This is a genomic window from Acidobacteriota bacterium (assembly GCA_016196035.1).
Classification (GTDB): Bacteria; Acidobacteriota; Blastocatellia; order RBC074; family RBC074; genus JACPYM01.
In genome coordinates, this window is sequence record JACPYM010000107.1 from 101,651 (window position 1) to 119,321 (window position 17,671).

The following is a 17,671-nucleotide window of genomic DNA, read 5'->3' on the forward strand; positions in this document are numbered from 1 at the left end:
GTTGTTGGTGCGGCAAATTATCGCCGCTGTGCTGCGAAAGACAAGTTGTTGATGGTATGCTAACGCTTACTTGAACCAGTGATTTTCTGCTCTTCCCTTTTATGCAAGGAGACCGCTTAATGGCTTTGTTCAAAAGACTCGCGCTCGTATTTTTCTTATTCACAAGCATTCTCAGTTTGGCTCACTCAGCATCCGCTCAGGACTTCCCGCAATGGCGCGGCCCCAATCGTGACGGCGTCGTGACCGGCTTCACGGCCCCGGCCACTTGGCCCGCACAGTTAAAACAACGCTGGAAAATTCAAGCCGGAGCCGGGCACGCTTCGCCCATTGTTGTGGGTCAACGTGTTTACCTGCTTTCCCGCGTAGACGACAACGAAGTCGTGCGTGCGGTTGACCTCAACACGGGCAAACAGCTTTGGCAGGACAGCTATTCCGTCGCCTATCAGATGAATCCGGCGGCGATGGGCCACGGCAAAGGCCCGAAATCTACGCCGACAGTCAGCAATGGCAAGCTTTATACCTTTGGCATCACCGGCACGTTGTCAGCTTATGATGCAGGGACGGGCAAGGTGCTCTGGCGCAGAGAATACAAACCGCAGTTCAAGAACCTGGAACCGGATTTCGGCACCGCAATGTCGCCTCTGGTGGATCGCGGCGTACTTTACGTTCACGCGGGCGGCAGCAATAACGGGGCGTTGCTGGCCTTGGACGCTAACACTGGCGCTGAGAAATGGCGCTGGGCGGGTGATGGACCGGGCTATGCTTCGCCGATTGCGGTGGATGCGCTCGGCAAACACTTGATCGTTACGCAATCACAACAAAACATCATTGGCGTGCTGGCCGACAACGGCACGCTGTTGTGGAAGATTCCTTTTGAAACGCAGTACGTTCAGAACATCGTCACTCCGCTGCAATACAAAGACCTGCTGATCTTTTCCGGCATAGACAAAGGCGTCTTTGCCATCCGCCTTGTTTATAACAACGAGAAATGGACGACTGAGCAGGTGTGGCTGAACAAGGAAGTCTCGCTGTATATGAATTCGCCCGTGCTCGTCGGTGATGTACTGGTCGGCCTCTCGCACAAGAACAAAGGCCAATACTTCTGCCTTGATCCCAACACCGGCAAAACACTCTGGACGAGCGATCCGCGCCAAGGCGAAAACGCTGCCCTACTCACGGCGGGCGGTTTGGTTTACGCGCTCGACACCGACGCCAATCTGAAAATTTCCCGCGCCAGCGCCAAAGGCTTGCAGGAACTGAAGCGCTATAACGCCGCCAGCAGTGCGACTTGGGCGCACCCGGCCTTGACGGGCAAATTTGTCGTCGTGAAGGATGCTGGAACTTTGGCAGCCTGGGCAGTTGAGTAGGTCAAAGATAAACGCTCCATATCAACCATTGTCCGTGTAGCCGCGAACCAATTCGCGACTACACGGAAGGCGCCGTTCAGAGCGAATTCCCCGGCTTCAAAGTCCTCGGCTTACGGAAGGAAACTTCAACATGAATCTATTCGTGCTCACAGCGGTTGTTGTCGTCATCGCTATGCTAGGGCTTTGGCTGCTCAGCCTGCGGCTTAAAGATGCGAGCATCGTAGACATTTTCTGGGGCCTAGGCTTTGTGCTGATCGCGTGGACTTCGTTTGCGCTGGGTTACGGCTATCGCCCGCGCAGGCTGTTGCTGTGCTCGCTGGTGACGATCTGGGGTGTGCGGCTGGCGCTGCATCTATGGCGGCGCAATCACGGGCGGCCCGAAGATTACCGCTACGCCGCGATGCGCAAACGCCACGGCGCACAATTCAAATGGGTGAGCCTGGGCTTGGTGTTCGGCTTGCAAGGCCTGTTGATGTGGCTCATCTCGCTGCCGCTGCAACTGGCGCAACAAGCGATTCTGCCGTGGGAATTAACCTGGCTGGATTGGCTGGCCGTAGGCGTCTGGCTGACGGGCTTCCTGTTTGAAGCAGTAGGCGATTGGCAGTTGCAACAATTCAAAGCCGACCCAAAAAATAGAGGCCGCGTGCTGGATCAGGGTCTGTGGCGCTACACGCGGCATCCGAATTATTTTGGCGATGCGGTGGTGTGGTGGAGCTTCTGGCTCTTTGCAGTAGCGGTGGGCGACGGACTGTTTTCGATGCTCAGCCCATTGTTGATGACGTTTTTGTTGTTAAAGGTGACGGGCGCGGCGCTGTTGGAAAAATCGTTGGCGAAAACGAAGCCGGCGTACAAAGCTTATGTGGCGCGGACGAATGCATTTGTGCCGTGGTGGCCGAAGCAGAGCCGCTAAGTGATCAAACTCCGAAAACCGGGACCGCCAGCGTTGCCCGTTTGACGCTTCTTCACTACAATTCGTGCCCATATGTTCCGCATTGTAATTGATACCAACGTTGTCATTGCGGCTTTGCGTTCGCAGCGGGGCGCGTCATACCGCCTGTTGATGATGCTGGAAGAAGGCCGCTGGCAAACCTGTCTTTCAGTGCCTTTGTTGATGGAATATGAGGCAGTCGCCAAAAGGCCTGAGGTCGGCATCAAGCTGAGCGACGCGGACATTGATATTTTTCTCGACTACGTTTGCGGCTGGGCGGAACATCGGCAAATCTATTTTCTCTGGCGTCCGCTGCTGCCTGATCCGGGCGATGATTGTGTGCTGGAAGTCGCTGTTGAAGCGCAATGCGATTTTATCGTCACCTATAACCGGCGCGACTTTGTTGGCGCTGAACGCTTTGGCCTCGCGGTCGTCACACCACCAGAATTCCTGCGTAAATTGGAGGAGAGCAAATGACGAACTTAACTGTATCCGTGCCGGATTCGATCTATCGGCAAGTCGCCACGCTAGCGCATAAAGATCAGGTCACGCTTGACCAATTCGTCTCTACCGCGTTGGCAGAGAAGGTTTCGGCGTTGCTGACGGAAGATTATCTGGCGCAGCGCGCGGCCCGTGCCGACCGTCAGAAGTTTTTGGCGGTGATGGCGAAGGTGCCGGATGTGGAGCCGGAAGAGTTTGACCGGTTAGATTGATGAACATCCAAAACAACGGCTGTCAGTAGACTCGTTGGCTACCGCCAACCGCTGATTCGCTAAAATGCGACTCAGACTTCGGCCGTTCGGAGGTATGGCGCGGGCGAGCGCGTTTGTGGCGTGGTGGCCGAAGCAGGGCGGCTGAACGCGCGGTGATCAACGCTTATGCGATGCTCAATGCCTATTCAAAAACACAAGGCATCACGATGGGCAAAAACGATTTGTGGATCGCTGCCGCAGTTTTTTTTCGCCGACGCGCGGCTTGTGACTACGGACAAGGACTTTGACCATCTCACGCCGGGCTTCATCCGGGTTGATAAGATCGAATACGAAAAAGGAAGTGGCCTAACTCGGTAATGCGCGTCTAGCGACCACGGCATGGCGACCTCGACCGTCGAAGAAGTGAAGGATTACGACCAGCGCATCCTCGATTGGTACAACGACCATCTGAAAGGCGATTTGAAGAAGAAGGCTGATGAGGCGAAGGCGGAAGGCGGGCAGCAGTGATTTGCCAACAAGTTAGAAGCCCTATGAGCAATGAACATCAAAATAAATCCCCCAATGAAAAAAGAGAAGTTCTAGTGAAGGAACTTTTGCAATCTTGCGTGAACTCATACTCTGATGCGGATGCCGCCTTCAAAAACCTGGACTCCAAAGCGCAGAACACCGTTGCAATAGCAGGTGTTTTTCTTGGAGGAGCATTCGCTTTCTTCAATGGGGGAGCTTTCGACAAATTTATTAGGCTAGGTGGGACTTTGGCAACGGTGATATTGGGCATAGCAGTTCTATTATTGATTACATCAATCTGGTTTTGCATTCGTGCTTTGAGAATTCGTTTTGTGCCTATTAATGACATTACAATTTCACACCAAGAGGTTGATGAAATCCTAGAGAGGCCAGATACAGAAATAATCCAGAGATATGAGAACTATCTGCGAGGGCAAATAGGCATTTGGATAGGGTTAGCTGACGGTTTTAACCAAACCAATCTGGGCAAGGCTAAAGAAGTATCTAAAGGACAATTATGTCTCGCATATGCAGTCTTTTTTGCCTCATTACTACTTCTTATCATTTTTATTTCAGCAAGATTGAAATCTATGGTGTAACAGAGATGCTAACGAAGAGGTAAAACATGAAACTCCGAAAGCTGCTCAAGAGACTTGGTAATTCAATTCCAAAGAAGTTAGGAAAAAAACAAGAAGCTGTGGCTGTTGCTGTCATTGAAGAAGCTATTGAATCATTGAAAGAATCCGAGCTAATTTGTATTAGAAAGTCATGCTCAAATTTCGCGCTTACGAAATCAAACTATTGTCAGGTTCATCTTTTGGCACGAGATTCGAGAGCGAGAGGCAGCAAAGCTGCTGCCAAAAAGGCTGATGGTAAAGGAAAGTTGGCTAAAAAAAGAAAGAAATAGACTCCCGAAGCTAGCTGTAGATGATCGGTGAGATAAATGAGCACAGACGCAGGCACGGCAACTTCCATCGCATATTCGCTCGCGCCGATGCTGTCGGTGCGGAATGGCGCGCGAGCGGTGGAATTCTATAAATCGGCATTCGGGGCGATTGAGGTATTCCGGATCGAAGCCCCCGACGGCGCGGTGGTGGCTCGGCTGGCGATTGACGGCGCGGAGTTTTGGCTGGCGGACGAATCGCCGGAGCACCAGAATTTCAGTCCAGATTCGCTGGGCGGTGGCACGGTGCGGATGATCTTGACCGTGCCAGACCCGGATGCGATGTTCGCGCGGGCAGTGGCGGCAGGCGCGCGCGAAGTTGTCCCGGTCAAGGAAGACTATGGCTAGCGCTTGGGCCGCGTAGTTGATCCCTTCGGCCATCACGGGGAGATCGGCCATCCGCTGGCGTCGTAGCTTTGGCAAATCACTTCGGCAGTGCTAATGACATCAAAATCACCGAAGCGTTTGAAGTCAGGTTTGTTGAAAGTGAGCAGACAGGTGATTCCGTAAACATTCATCACGGCACCAAGCCTCTGCCTTGAAACCTGACGCGGCTCCCGCATCTGACATTTCCACAATCCATACCGATACTTTGGCCCCACCAGAGTTGTTTCGATCTCGCAAGGAATGCCCAACTGAATTGGCGGAGCGAGACAGCCCCTGTTTTGTCTCTTTCCGCCGATCCATCGGTTTTGGTTGATCCCAAGGTTAGATCAGTTTGCAGTTGCGTGTACGGGTCAGTACCGCGACCGGTAGGGAGCGTTCCCTGTAGCGCACGCTCCCTACCGGTCGCGGTACCGATTCTTCCCATACACTGAAGCGGATCTGATCTAGGCATCGGGCGTTGGTGGTTTATCGGGTGCGGCGGGCGGCAGTGCGGGCGTATTGTTGCGAACGCGATAAGCGACGTGGCTGGCGCGCGTCCAGCTCGCCAGTGTGCCGGAGTCGCCGTTGAATTTGTTGCGGATGACGACGAGTTGGCGGACGGCTTGTAAGTCGAGCGTGATTTCGGCAGCGACGTGCGCGCCGATGGCCGTCGCCCCTTCGGTCGTCGTCTGCTCGTTTGATGAAAAACCAACTCTTGCCGATGCAGATAGCGTCCTGATTGGGTCAAACTACAATTGTGCTAGGGCGGAACCTTTTCTTGCGGCGTCATAATGGGATTGTGAGGTTGTATGTTGAGGATGAAGCGGGGTTTTCTTCACTTGTGACGGGAAACAAGCGGCCATTTGCGATGTAGGAAGCGTCTTGCGCGCGGTAAAGAGCGGTTTGTGCGCCGCACAGAACGTCTGGTGCACTGCCCGAAGCGGCTGAAACGTGTATGGTTGGACTTGTGCAGGTGTGGGAAGCGTCTGCAACACACAGGACACGACCTTGTACGCAAAATATTCAGTGCGCTGTGCGGCTTTTTGTGGCCGGCGCATGGCGGTTGAGCTAGGGCGTGTCGTAGCGCGAGAGGTACAGCTTGCCTTCGTAATCTACGAGACCGAGCCGCAGTTGCTGCAACCAACCGTAGCGGCCAAGCACATCGCGGTTGAACCAGTCATCTGCGGCAAAGAAAACCATCACGTCGAATTGAAAGCCAAACGCCGTGAGCACTACCTCGTGTCCATAAGTGAGAAAGGAGCCAGTAGCAGTGGAAATCCGCTGTGGCATTCCGCTTTCGATCTCGAAGCCGAGTCCTTCGCCAATGCCACGCCGAAAAACGCAGTAGCTGGAGCCGGAATCAAGTTTGGGGTCTACCCTGCGGCTGAGCGGGCCGCTCTTCAATACCACGGGAACAGTGATGCCCAGCGCGCCAGCATCATACTCGTGGCAAATATCAAAGGTCAGCGTGTAAGCCATCTCACCACCCTCCGAATGGCAACTCTTCATCCGGTTCGATGCGCGTGAAAAACGGGGTCTCGATTCCTGCGGCATGCGCCGCTTCTGAAACTTCGCGCGCATTCGTGCCGTGGCTAATCAACCGGTCGCCATCCAACGCTACCCACTGATTCAGGTATTCGTGCCGATGTTCTTTCAACCACTGTTGCTCGCGCGTGATGTCAATCAAGGGAGCAGGCCGTGCATTTTCCAGCTTGATGACGAACGGCGATTCAACGCCAGCCTGACGCGCGGCAGTGATGACTTCGCGGCTGGTGGGGCCGTGGCCGAGCAGCCGGTCGCCCTCCAGCGCAACCCATTGGCCGGTGTAATCCTGACGATGCGCCTTGATCCAGCGCAACTCGCGTGAACGATCTTGCGGTGCTCTGTTGTCGGGGGGCCGCGTGGGAGATGGCGTGACGAGCGCGGCCTGATTCGCTTCCGTCAGGGCGCGTTCAATCTGTTGCCATAGATGTTTGGGCACGAAGACGCCTGCTTCGCTGACTACAAGCTGGCCGTTGGTGTTGTTGTTCATACGACTTGCTCCTTGCTTGTCTGTTGTGACGGGCGAAAGTATCGCGCCGTAGCAGCGGGCAAGCAACCCTTAAAATAAACAACGGCTGCCATCAGCCTTTCAGCTATTGGCAGCCGCATTTTCGGGTGACCTCTGTAAATGGAGAACTAATCGCCGGACACCGTAACTGCGCCGGTGCCTTCTTCTTTCTTACTCGTCAACCCGCCGATTTGGACGAGCGGTTCGGCTTTCTGCTTGAGCACCGATTGCATGTACAGCTTCTTCATCAGCGCCTGCTCTTCTTTCGCGGTTTGCGGCACGGCCTTTTTCTCGCGGCCACGTGCGGCGTCGGCGTCGTTGACATTCAGCACGTGCGTCGTGTCTTCGAGTTTGACCGAGTGGTTGTTCGCGAAGATTTCGTGGCGGCCATGTTCTTGATACCACTTCGACACGGTCGCGTTCTGGTGCATGTTCTCGATGATATTGCGCCAGCCGATGCCCGTGTTGTACGCGCAGAAACTGATTTCGCCTTCCTGCGTGCCGTAAGGAATGATGCACATCTCGGTGCGGCGGAAGTCGTAGTTGAACAAGTCCTGGAACCACATGCCCGCGATGAAAAGGAAGTTCCAGCGATCTTTGCGGCGTTTCTCGACGTCTTCAATCGTGCGCGTCGGGTCGGACTTGCCATAGTCTTTGCCCGACAGACCAAAGGTCTTGTCGAACTTCTGCAACAGATCGGTCAGTTTGAAATGCGTCGGCGAACCGAAGGGGTTGTAATGCTTGAGCAAAGCCAAACCCATCAGCGCGCCGGAAAACTTCTTGCCCCGCGCGGCGTCGGTGACCTTCTGCATATCTTTGACGAGGCCAGGGATGTTGATGAAATCCGGGACGGGCCGCATCTCCTTGGTTTCTTTATCAACCATCACCGCCGTGCCTACACCGCAATTCGGGTGGCAACCGCAACTCATCTGGCCCCATTCGCGATCCGGCCCGTGGGCCATATCGGCGAAATCGGCAAAGGCCGACATCAACGAAATCGGGAACCAGTCTTTATGCGGATCGGTGATGCCCACCTGTTTTTTCACGTCGTGGGCCATGTGCGAGAGCGTGTAACGCTGGCGCAAGCGGCGATCTTCGGTGATGTCTTCGTCGCGGCCCGTGAAGGAAACCGGTTGGAATGAGATGAAGCCGATCTTTTTGGGATTGTCGAGCGCAAAGCGAATCACCGGGCCGACTTCGTCGTTGTTGACGGTGTTGACCAGCGTCGTCACGAGCACAATCTCGACGCCAGCTTCGTGCAGGTTGTTGATCGCACGCAGCTTCACGTCGAAAAGGTTGCCGACCTGGCGGTGACTGTTGGCGGCGTTGCCGATGCCATCGAATTGCAGGTAAACGTAACGTAGACCGGCTTCAGCAGCCTTGCGGCAGAACTCTTTGGATTTGGCGAACTCAATGCCGTTGGTCGCAGCTTGCACGGAGTTATAGCCAACCTTGCGCGCGTATTTGACGGCATCAATGAAGTAGGGCGAGAGCGTCGGTTCGCCGCCCGAAAATTGGATGGACATCTGGCGGCGCGGCTTGATCGAAACCGCGTTGTCCATGATTTCCTGAATGTCTTCCCAGCTTAACTCGTGGACGAAACCAACCTGGTTGGCATCCATGAAGCAGGGGTCGCACATCATGTTGCAACGGTTGGTCAGGTCTACGGTCAGCACCGAACCGCGCCCGTGCTTGATGGTCGAAGAACCGTGCTTGTGCAAGCGTTCGTCGTTGTGCGCATCAATGTCGCGACCTGGGTACATCGCTTCGATGTGCTCCAGGAACTTGGCGTCCACGGCCATCATGTCTTCGTAGTGACCATGAAAAGGGCAATCCTTGATCATCCAGATTTCGCCATCCCGCTCAATGATCGTTGCCTTAATCTCGCCGGGACGATCCTCAATTACCTTGAATGGGTCTTCGCCATTCTCAATGATGCGCGTGCGGGCCTCTTTGACACAGGCCGGGCAGAGCGAATCAGTGGTGCGAGGCCAGCCGAGCGTCGGCTTGGTCTTCTGCCAGGATTTCAGCAAGGGCTTGTCAGACCATTTCGGGATGAAAGAGGGGTTGGGTTTGTACTGATTGAAAAATTGGATCGTGTTGAAGGCTGCGCCCGCCGCGACGCTCAAGCCTTTCTCAAAGTATTTAATCGGTTTAGCCATCATTGTTCTCCATGGGTTGCTCGCTTCGTTCGCCTGTTTGCGGCACTCGCCAGACCTTCTCAACCAGCCTGAACATAAACCTCACCGAGCAGGGCCAGCGGCAATCAAAATTGTTTGCTTAGAAGCAGGTAAAGGGATGATTACTTCAAATACATTCCCTAGCACATCACAGGCCACAAAGGATTGCTGGTGGTGGAAAACACTCTGCCGTTTACCTATTCGCGTTACCGGTACTGCATAAATGTTGTGGATTCGCGATTTGTGGCCGTACTAAAAAAGGGGAAACTGTGTCTGTTTCGCCCAAATGCGGGCGCAGTTTAGGTGATCAAACATAAATTTGCAAACTTCGGCAGGTTAAAAACGAGTCAACAAGCAACAAATGAGGATAAAGTCAAAAGATGCGTATCAGGATGACCACCTTGGCATTATCAAACGGCGAGGGGCGAATCGAATTGACCGCGTTGGCCTGTGTGCCAATTGATTTTGGAGTTGCCCTGGATGGGCTATCCATACAAACCCGTTGCGCTGATAAAGAGTTCACTCGCGTGACTGAGAGGGTTTCGCCGGCTGGTTCGGGGCTTACGCAAAACCCAAGCAAGCTTGCCACAAAGGCACGGAGTCAGAGCGCTTTTCTTGAAGGTTGGAGAAGTTCTTGTTTTGGCTCTGTGTCTCGGTATCTCCGTGGCAAGTTTCTGCATAAGTCCTACCGTTTTCACCAAAGCGTCAATCATTGATGCTCTTTGCCCCTTGTGCCGCTGGCAATCACGACACACACGCCCTCTGATTTGATCGCAATCAACAAAAACACGCTCAGAGGGTCGCCAGTGCGCCAAAATTTCTCCCACCGTGCCTCAGTTGGTTCTTGAACGCCCTGCACCTATCCGTGATAATGCCTTCTCAATTGATGCTTAGTGATTGATGACTCATAACATCCGTAAATTGCAGTTCCTCACTTGATACGCCTTGGAGCATTCATGCCTGCCGTAGAAGCTAAGATGGTGGATATTCATTGCCACGTGCTGCCTGAAACAGACGATGGCGCAGTTTCGCTGGAAGAATCGGTCGAAATGTGTCGCCTCGCCGCAGAGGATGGCATTAGGACGATTGTCGCGACGCCGCACATGTTCGATGGCGTTCATCAGACGCCGCAGCGCGATGATATTCGGCGCAGAATTGACCAGGTGATGGAGGCCGCTGGCGGGATTGTCGAAATTGTCCCCGGTGGCGAGGTGCGGTATAGCTACGAGATCTTTCAGGAAGTCAAAGACCCGCGCACCAAGATCAGACTCAACGGCAGTTCGTATATGCTGCTCGAATTCGATTTCAACATGGTGCCGCCTAACATCGAGACGACGATCTTTCAAATTCTGAATGCCGGCATCACGCCCGTCATCGCGCATCCGGAGCGCAACATGCGCATTCAACGCAAGCCTGAGATTCTGGCGATGCTGATCGAACGCGGCGCTTACTCGCAAATTGACGCGGGTAGTTTGACCGGCAGCTTCGGCACTGAAAGTTACGAGTCAGCCAAGCGCTTCATCCAGGCCGGGCTGGCGCATTTCATCGCCACCGATGCGCATCACAAAGATCGCCGCCGACCGCTGCTTTCCAAAGCGGTCGAGATTGCTACTGAAATTGGCGGTGCAGACTATGCCCGCGCGATGGTTGAAACAAATCCGTTGGCGCTGATTCAGGATCGCGTGATTCCCTATCAGCCCGATCCGGATTTGGACGCGCTGGCCGGACGTCGGAAGAAAAAAGAAAAGAAGAGTTGGTTCGCTTTTTGGAAGTAACCGCAACTGCGCAATTACACGGGCAACTATGAGGTTGACGCCCTGGCTGCGTGGCTCACTTTGATCGGAGATATAAGTGAACAAGATGTTCCGCTCTGCCGCCGTGAAGTGCACGACGGTTTTATTTTTATTGGCCTTGGCCTTCACGCCCGCCCTTGCCAAACCGCAATGGCAACTGGTCACACTCAAAAACGGCCTGCAAGTCATCGTCATTGAGAATCGTTCGGTGCCGCTCGTCACGGTCGAGATGGCGGTCAAGAACGGCGCGTGGACGGAACCGCCCGAATACAACGGCCTCTCGCACCTTTTCGAGCATATGTTCTTTAAGTCGAATGAGAAGTCGAAGGCCGAGGGCTATCACGATCAGGCGGGCGAACTCGGTATGCTCAGCAATGCGCAAACGCAATACGAAGTCGTCAATTATTACACCACAACCATCCGCACCGGCACGCGTGAAGCCTTGCGCCTGCTGAACGATGCGATCCGCTATCCGCTTTTCGACGAGACGGAGTTCAAACAGGAAATCGAAGTCGTGATAGACGAACTCAACCGCCACGCCTCCAATCCGTTTTACTATCTGATCAACGGCGTCGAATCGAAGCTCTGGTACAAATACTATTCGCGCAAGAATCCCGGCGGCAGTCCGCAAACCGTTTCCAAAGCCACCACGGCGATGATGCGCGAGATTCAGAAGCGCTTTTACATTCCGAATAACTCGGCCATCGTCGTGGCTGGTGATGTCAGCGCGCCTGAAATTTTCAAACTGGCCGAAGAGATTTTCGGCGATTGGCCGCGTGGCGAAGACCCTTTCATCAAAAACCCGATCCCGCGCCATCCGGCGTTGACCAAAGACGAAGCCGTCATCGTCAATCAGGCCGTCAATGCCATCACGCTGAACATCGGCTATCACGGCCCTTCAACCGATCTCGACCCGCAAGCGACTTATGCTGCCGATGTCTTCTCGTTCATCCTGCGCCAGCCGGATTCCAAATTCGCCCGTGCACTGATTGATACGGGCCTGACCACCGGCGCGGCAGTCGGCTACCTGACGCAACGCAATGTCGGCCCGATCACGATCACCGCGCAAACCGCGCCCGATAAATTCCGCGACGCCGTCAAAGCGATCAACGATCAGATCATGCAATTCGACGCGCCCGATTACTTCAGCAACGAAGAGTTGGAGAGCGCCAAATCGCTGCTCGATGTGAATGAAATTTATGGACGCGAAAAGCCGTCCGAATATGCGCACACGGTCAGTTTCTGGTGGGCGAGTTCGGGGCTGGACTATTACGCCAGTTACACCGAGAAACTGCGCCAAGTCACGCGCGCCGACATCCAGGCTTACATCCGCAAGTACATCAAAAACCGCCCGCGCATTTATGGCGTGATGCTCTCGGTGGAAGATCAGAAAAAAGTCGGGCTGACTGAGAAAGATTTGCTCACACGCCCCGACGCCGTGCAGCCGCTGAAATTGCCTGAAACGCCGATCACGAGCACGGCGCAACCGGCCTTGCCGCCGGAAACTAAAGCGCCTGTCGCGGCGCAACCGGGCACGCCGAAACCGCAACCGGCAAGTGGAAACGGGCCGCTGAAGAACAGCAAGAAACCGGTGAGCAACTGATGATGAAATCCGCTTCAAACTCGCTTGCCAATCCGGCACTCGCGAACCTGTCTTTGCGGCTCTGCCGCCCGATGTGCGGAAGGTCTGTGACCTTCCAGTAACCGTCTTTCTCTTTTTCCGGGGCTATGCCCCAAACTGTCTGGGGCATAGCCCCGGAAAATAAGTCACGACTCGCGGAAGGTCACAGACCTTCCGCACATCGGGCGGCAGAGCCGCAAAACCGCCCAACCAGGTTTTCAAACTCTATGCTTCGATTCACTTTCTTCACGCGCCTTTTTGCAGCACTAATCCTGCTCAACGTCGCCGCCTTCGCGCAAGCCGCCGCGCCTGCGCCGCAAGCCACCGACAACACGATTGATTTCACCACCGCCAATGGTCTCAAAGCCATTCATCGGCAGGTCAAAGGCAACGAAGTCATCGCCGTGCGCATTTATTTCAAAGGCGGCGTGCGCAACATCTCTGAAAAGACGGCGGGCATTGAGCCGGTGTTGCTCGAAGTCGCACAGCAAGGCACCAAGAACTTTCCCAAAGGACTGCTCAACCGTGAGATTGCGCGCACAGGCACCGTGATCGAATCAGCAGGCGCGCTGGATTACAGCATCGTGGCGATGCGCTGCGTGCGCCAGCATTTTGATCGCTCGTGGCAGTTGCTGACCGACATCGTGCTCAATCCGCTTTTCGACGAAAAGGAACTCGCGCTGGTCAAAGAGCAATTCCTGAGCGCCCGCCGGCAGGAAAGCGACAGCCCTGACGAAGTCGTCGCCCAAACCAGCGACAAGCTGCTCTTTCGGGCGCATCCTTATTTCAATCGTCCGGATGGCACCATCGAATCCATCGGCGCGCTGACGGCCAACGACCTGAAAACCTATCACGCCAAGATGCTCGAGACGTCGCGTATGGTGGTGGTCTTCGTCGGCGATGTGCCGCTGGGCGACATCAAAACCAAGATTGAAACCAGTTTTGGCAAACTGCCCAAAGGCAATTTCCAAAGCGCCGTGCTGCCGGAATTCAAGAGCGCCGGAGCACCCGAATTTCAGCTTATCAATCGCGCCGTGCAAACCAACTACATTCGCGCCACCTTTACCGCGCCCGCGCTGGATAGCCCTGATTACCCGGCGATGTCGGTGCTCACCAACATCCTGCAACAGCTTTTCTTCCAGGAAGTGCGCGTCAAACGCAATCTGTCTTACGGCGCGGATGCGAACCTGCTCGCGCTCGGCGCCAACGCGGGCAATCTGACGGTCACGACGCAGAAGCCCAATGAAACGGTGCGCGTGATGTTCGAGCAGATAGATTTCCTGCAACGCCAGATCATCCGCGAAGAACCGCTCGGCAACATCGTCAGCGGCTTTTTGACTTCGTTCTATACCAAGCTCGAAACCAATGACGCCCAAGCCGCGCGTCTAGGCGAATATGAATTGCTCGGTGGCGGCTGGCGGCGCGCGCTCACCTGGCTCGACGAAGTCCGCAAGGTCAAACCCGAAGACATCAATCGCGTGGCGAAAACGTATCTGAAGAATTTCCATTTCGCCGCCATCGGCAATCCGGCGTATTTCGATAAGGAATTGTTCCAAAGCAGATAGACGCAGCCACAGGTAGCGGCTGCGTCCAATCCGGTCACTAAAGCACCAAGGCCACATTCGCGCACTCCCTCGTGAGCGCAGCAGCCCTTATTCCCCCTGCATGCTGCTTACCCTATGACCCAGGGTCTATTCATGCTCAGCAGAGTTTGCCACAGAGGCACAGAGGCACAGAGCGTTAGAGAAGCAGCGGCGGGAGAAACCACGCAGATCCACCAAAAGTTGCGTGATGCAATGCGCGTTGCTCTGTGCCTCTGTGCCTCTGTGGCCGGGAATGAATAGACCTTGCCCTATGACCAGCCTGTACTTTTTTTCGATCGCTCCCTGGTGAATGGATTTTAGTGTGCCCTGGTTATTGCAATTACTCCAAATCCGGCTAATATCGCTGCCGCTGAGGTCACAAATCCCATACGCTTCAGCACCCAAGCCAACGCGCAATTAGAGTTTGAAGTTACTCCTCATGTCCGCGACTGAGGGAGCCTTTCTGATCGTCTCTCGGAATGGAGCCTGATGAAGCTCTCGGCTCGTATTATGGCAGCGATGCTTGCGCTGGTCGTCTTGACCGCTTCAGCCGTAGGTTTACTTACCTATCGCAATCTCGCAGCCGCCATTCTGCCGACCGAATTTGACCGCCTGGCGAATCACACCCAAGCGCTGACGGCTGAGTTGGAGACGTCTGTGCGGCGCGCGCGCAATGATTTGCTGATTATGGCGGGCGGGCCAACCGTTACCAACCTGATCCAAGCCCGCGTCACGGGCGGAACGACCCCGCGCAATACCGCCGCTGAGACCGCCGGGCGTGAGCGCCTGACCCGGCTATTCATCGCCACGCTGGCCGCTGTGCCTGAGTATCTACAATTTCGCCTGATCGGAGTTGCGGATGGCGGGCGCGAGCTTATCCGCGTGAATAGATCGGGAGCGAACGCGGCGCTTCGAGTCCTGCCTGCCGCCGAACTAGAACGCAAAGGGGAACGCGCTTATTTCAAGGAAGCGCTCCAAACCGCCGCCGGTCAAGTTTATGCCTCGCCCATCGAACTCAATCAGGAGCTGGGCGTCGTCGAAAAACCCAACTTACCCATGATGCGCGTGGCGACCCGCGTAAATGACGCTGACGGCCAGCCCTTCGGGATGCTGGTCATCAACCTGGACCTGCGCCCGGCCTTTGCCCACTTGCGTGCGGCCGCGCGCCAAAACCGCGCCATTTACCTACTCAACGAACGTGGCGATTATCTCGTGCACCCGCAAGCTGACCGTGAATTCGGTTTTGCTTTCGGCAATCCCTTCCAGGTGCAAGACGAATTTCCCGCCCTCAGCGGAGCGGGAGCAGCCCCAACAGCCAGCGTCAAAACCATTCAAACTGCGGCGGGCCAGCCAATCGCTGTGGCCATCAGGCCATTGCGGCTGTTGGATCACACACAGATCGTGTTGCTTGAAACGGCGCCGTATCAAGCATTGCTGGCCGCGACCGCCACTGTGCGCCAAGCCAGTTTGCTGGCCGGGTTTGCCGCCACACTGGCCGCCATCCTGCTGGCGCTGGTCTTGACGCGCTCATTGACCAAACCGTTGGTAAAGATGACCGCTGCCGTGGACGCCTTCAGAGGCGATGCGCCGTTGGAAGTGCCGCTTGACGCAGGCGGCGAATTGGGCGTTTTGGCCCGCGCTTTTGCCCGCATGAGCGCCGAGGTGCAAGAAAAGACGGCGGCGCTCAAAGGGGAAATCACCGAACGCCAAGAGGCGGAGGATAGATTCAGGCTCGTGATCGAGGCAGCCCCCAGCGGCGTTGTCATGATTGATAGCCACGGCAAAATCGTTCTCGTTAACGCCGAAACCGAACGGCTCTTTGGTTACGCGCGCGCGGAACTGCTCGGACAATCCGTCGAATTGCTCGTGCCCGCGCGGCTTCAAACCATGCATGCCGGCCATCGTGGCGGCTTTGTCGGCGCGCCTGAAACACGGCGCATGGGCGTGGGACGTGACCTTTTCGGACGGCGCAAGGATGGCAGCGAGTTCCCCATCGAAATTGGCTTGAACCCGATTCAGACCGGCGAGGGGTTGCTGGTGCTGAGCGTGATCGTGGACATCACCGAACGCAAGGAAGCCGAGGAACGCTTCCGGCTGGTCGTCGAGGCCGCGCCCAGCGGTATGGCGATGGTGGATGCAGCGGGCAAAATCATTATGGTGAATGCCGAAACGGAACGGCTGTTTGGGTACCGGCGCGCCGAATTGATCGGTCAGGCGGTTGAAATCTTCGTACCACCCCGCTTTCGGCAACGCCACCCGCAATCACGCCAGGGCTATCAGACCACACCCAAAGTGCGCAGCATGGGCGAAGGACGAGACCTTTACGGGTTGCGCAAAGATGGCAGCGAGTTCCCGGTGGAGATTGGTCTGAACCCGATTTCAACGCCCGCAGGCCCCTGCACGCTAACCACGATTCTGGACATCACCGAGCGCAAACAGGCTGAAGAGGCGGTGCGCGCGGCGCGCGACACGCTTGAGGCCAAAGTGGTGGAACGCACGCTGGAGTTGGAAGAAGCCTATCTGCAACTCAAAGAAGTTGACCGGTTGAAATCGGAATTCCTCGCCACGATGAGCCACGAATTGCGCACACCGCTCAATTCGATCATCGGCTTCACCGACATTTTGTTGCAGCGGCTGCCCGGCCCGCTCAATGAAGAGCAGCACAAACAGCTCTCGATGGTGTATGCCTCCGGCAAACATCTGCTGGGGTTGATTAGCGATTTGCTGGATTTGTCGCGCATCGAATCCGGCAAGGTCGAAATCGCCCGTAACCCCGTCAACATCGAAGAAGTGGTCGCGGAAGTGTGCAATACCGTAACGCCGCTGGCCCGGCAAAAGAAGCTGCACCTAATGACCGAATTCCCCGCGCCCTTGCCAGTCATCGCCAGCGACCATAAACGCATTTTCCAGGTGTTGCTGAATCTGGTCAGCAACGCGGTGAAATTCACTGAACAGGGTGAAGTCAAAATCTCCGGCGTCCGCGCCGACGGCCATCTCAAACTGACGGTCTCGGATACGGGCATCGGCATCAAGCCCGAAAACTTCGCCCTGCTCTTTGAGGCCTTTCGCCAAATTGACGGCTCCTCTCAGCGCCGCTATGAAGGCGCGGGACTGGGGCTGCATTTGTCAAAGCGCCTGGTGAATCTCTTAGGCGGAGAGATTTTTGCGGAAAGTGAATATGGTCGCGGCTCGCATTTTTCCTTTACGCTTCCACTGCATGCTGAAAAGGAGGGGGAAGCATGAGCAAAAAAATTCTGATCGTCGAAGACAACGAACAGAATCTTTACCTGGCGACTTACCTGCTGCAAAACAACGGCTATGAGGTCAGCGCCGCCCGCACCGGCCTGGAAGGCCTGGAGTTGGCGCGGACGCTGCAACCGGATCTGATTCTGATGGACTTACAATTGCCCGAACTGGACGGTTACGAAGTGACCCGGCGGCTCAAAGGCGATCCGGCCACACGTCAAATTCCTGTCCTCGCGGTCACCTCCTACGCCATGTCGGATGATCGCGAAAAAGCCTTGGCGGCTGGCTGTGCCGGCCACCTCGAAAAACCCCTGGCGCCGGAAACGTTTGCTTCGCAAGTGGCGAAATTTTTGTAACCTGAACTGCCGCTCTTG

Annotated in this window: 14 protein-coding genes and 1 pseudogene; 12 read left to right on the forward strand and 3 right to left on the reverse strand. The window is 55.4% G+C overall.

Annotation, left to right across the window (positions count from 1 at the left end; genetic code table 11):
• The first annotated feature begins 176 nt into the window (after positions 1-176).
• From HY011_30230 to HY011_30260, 7 genes and pseudogenes are all read left to right on the forward strand, one after another.
• A complete protein-coding gene (locus HY011_30230; GenBank protein MBI3427228.1) occupies positions 177-1,367 on the forward strand; it encodes a PQQ-binding-like beta-propeller repeat protein in 1,191 nt (396 codons plus the stop codon).
• A 130-nt stretch (positions 1,368-1,497) separates the two neighbouring features.
• Complete coding sequence (locus HY011_30235) at positions 1,498-2,277, forward strand: DUF1295 domain-containing protein (GenBank protein MBI3427229.1); 780 nt, start codon at positions 1,498-1,500, stop codon at positions 2,275-2,277.
• Positions 2,278-2,349: 72 nt separating this feature from the next.
• Positions 2,350-2,772 carry a putative toxin-antitoxin system toxin component, PIN family gene (locus HY011_30240; GenBank protein MBI3427230.1) on the forward strand — a complete coding sequence of 141 codons (423 nt, stop codon included), beginning with the start codon at positions 2,350-2,352 and terminating at the stop codon, positions 2,770-2,772.
• Positions 2,769-3,008 carry a toxin-antitoxin system HicB family antitoxin gene (locus tag HY011_30245; GenBank protein MBI3427231.1) on the forward strand — a complete coding sequence of 80 codons (240 nt, stop codon included), beginning with the start codon at positions 2,769-2,771 and terminating at the stop codon, positions 3,006-3,008. Before HY011_30240 ends, HY011_30245 begins: the two co-directional genes overlap by 4 nt.
• 530 nt (positions 3,009-3,538) lie before the next feature.
• The gene (locus HY011_30250) at positions 3,539-4,114 is read left to right on the forward strand and encodes a hypothetical protein (protein ID MBI3427232.1); all 576 of its coding nucleotides are present in this window, start codon (positions 3,539-3,541) and stop codon (positions 4,112-4,114) included.
• Positions 4,115-4,140: 26 nt separating this feature from the next.
• Positions 4,141-4,422, forward strand: coding sequence for a hypothetical protein (locus tag HY011_30255; protein ID MBI3427233.1), 282 nt, complete (start codon positions 4,141-4,143; stop codon positions 4,420-4,422).
• 36 nt (positions 4,423-4,458) lie between these two features.
• Positions 4,459-4,872: pseudogene (locus tag HY011_30260) on the forward strand (VOC family protein).
• A 1,020-nt stretch (positions 4,873-5,892) separates the two neighbouring features.
• Here HY011_30260 and HY011_30265 read toward each other — a convergent pair.
• The 3 genes from HY011_30265 to HY011_30275 form a co-directional block, all read right to left on the reverse strand.
• Positions 5,893-6,303, reverse strand: coding sequence for a hypothetical protein (locus tag HY011_30265; GenBank protein ID MBI3427234.1), 411 nt, complete (start codon positions 6,301-6,303; stop codon positions 5,893-5,895).
• 1 nt (position 6,304) lies between these two features.
• Positions 6,305-6,856 carry a hypothetical protein gene (locus tag HY011_30270; protein MBI3427235.1) on the reverse strand — a complete coding sequence of 184 codons (552 nt, stop codon included), beginning with the start codon at positions 6,854-6,856 and terminating at the stop codon, positions 6,305-6,307.
• 146 nt (positions 6,857-7,002) lie between these two features.
• A complete protein-coding gene (locus HY011_30275; protein MBI3427236.1) occupies positions 7,003-9,036 on the reverse strand; it encodes a radical SAM protein in 2,034 nt (677 codons plus the stop codon).
• Between the two features lie 974 nt (positions 9,037-10,010).
• On the opposite strand from HY011_30275, the gene HY011_30280 reads away from it, so the two are divergent.
• From HY011_30280 to HY011_30300, 5 genes are all read left to right on the forward strand, one after another.
• On the forward strand, positions 10,011-10,829 hold the full coding sequence (locus HY011_30280) for a hypothetical protein (GenBank protein MBI3427237.1): 819 nt from the start codon (positions 10,011-10,013) through the stop codon (positions 10,827-10,829).
• A 76-nt stretch (positions 10,830-10,905) separates the two neighbouring features.
• The gene (locus tag HY011_30285; protein MBI3427238.1) at positions 10,906-12,450 is read left to right on the forward strand and encodes an insulinase family protein; all 1,545 of its coding nucleotides are present in this window, start codon (positions 10,906-10,908) and stop codon (positions 12,448-12,450) included.
• A gap of 245 nt (positions 12,451-12,695) precedes the next feature.
• Positions 12,696-14,033 carry an insulinase family protein gene (locus HY011_30290; GenBank protein ID MBI3427239.1) on the forward strand — a complete coding sequence of 446 codons (1,338 nt, stop codon included), beginning with the start codon at positions 12,696-12,698 and terminating at the stop codon, positions 14,031-14,033.
• 507 nt (positions 14,034-14,540) lie between these two features.
• Positions 14,541-17,294 carry a PAS domain S-box protein gene (locus HY011_30295; protein ID MBI3427240.1) on the forward strand — a complete coding sequence of 918 codons (2,754 nt, stop codon included), beginning with the start codon at positions 14,541-14,543 and terminating at the stop codon, positions 17,292-17,294.
• Entirely contained in the window at positions 17,291-17,653 is a 363-nt protein-coding gene (locus HY011_30300) for a response regulator (protein MBI3427241.1), read from the forward strand. The genes HY011_30295 and HY011_30300 overlap by 4 nt, the downstream gene beginning before the upstream one ends.
• The last annotated feature ends 18 nt before the right edge of the window (positions 17,654-17,671 follow it).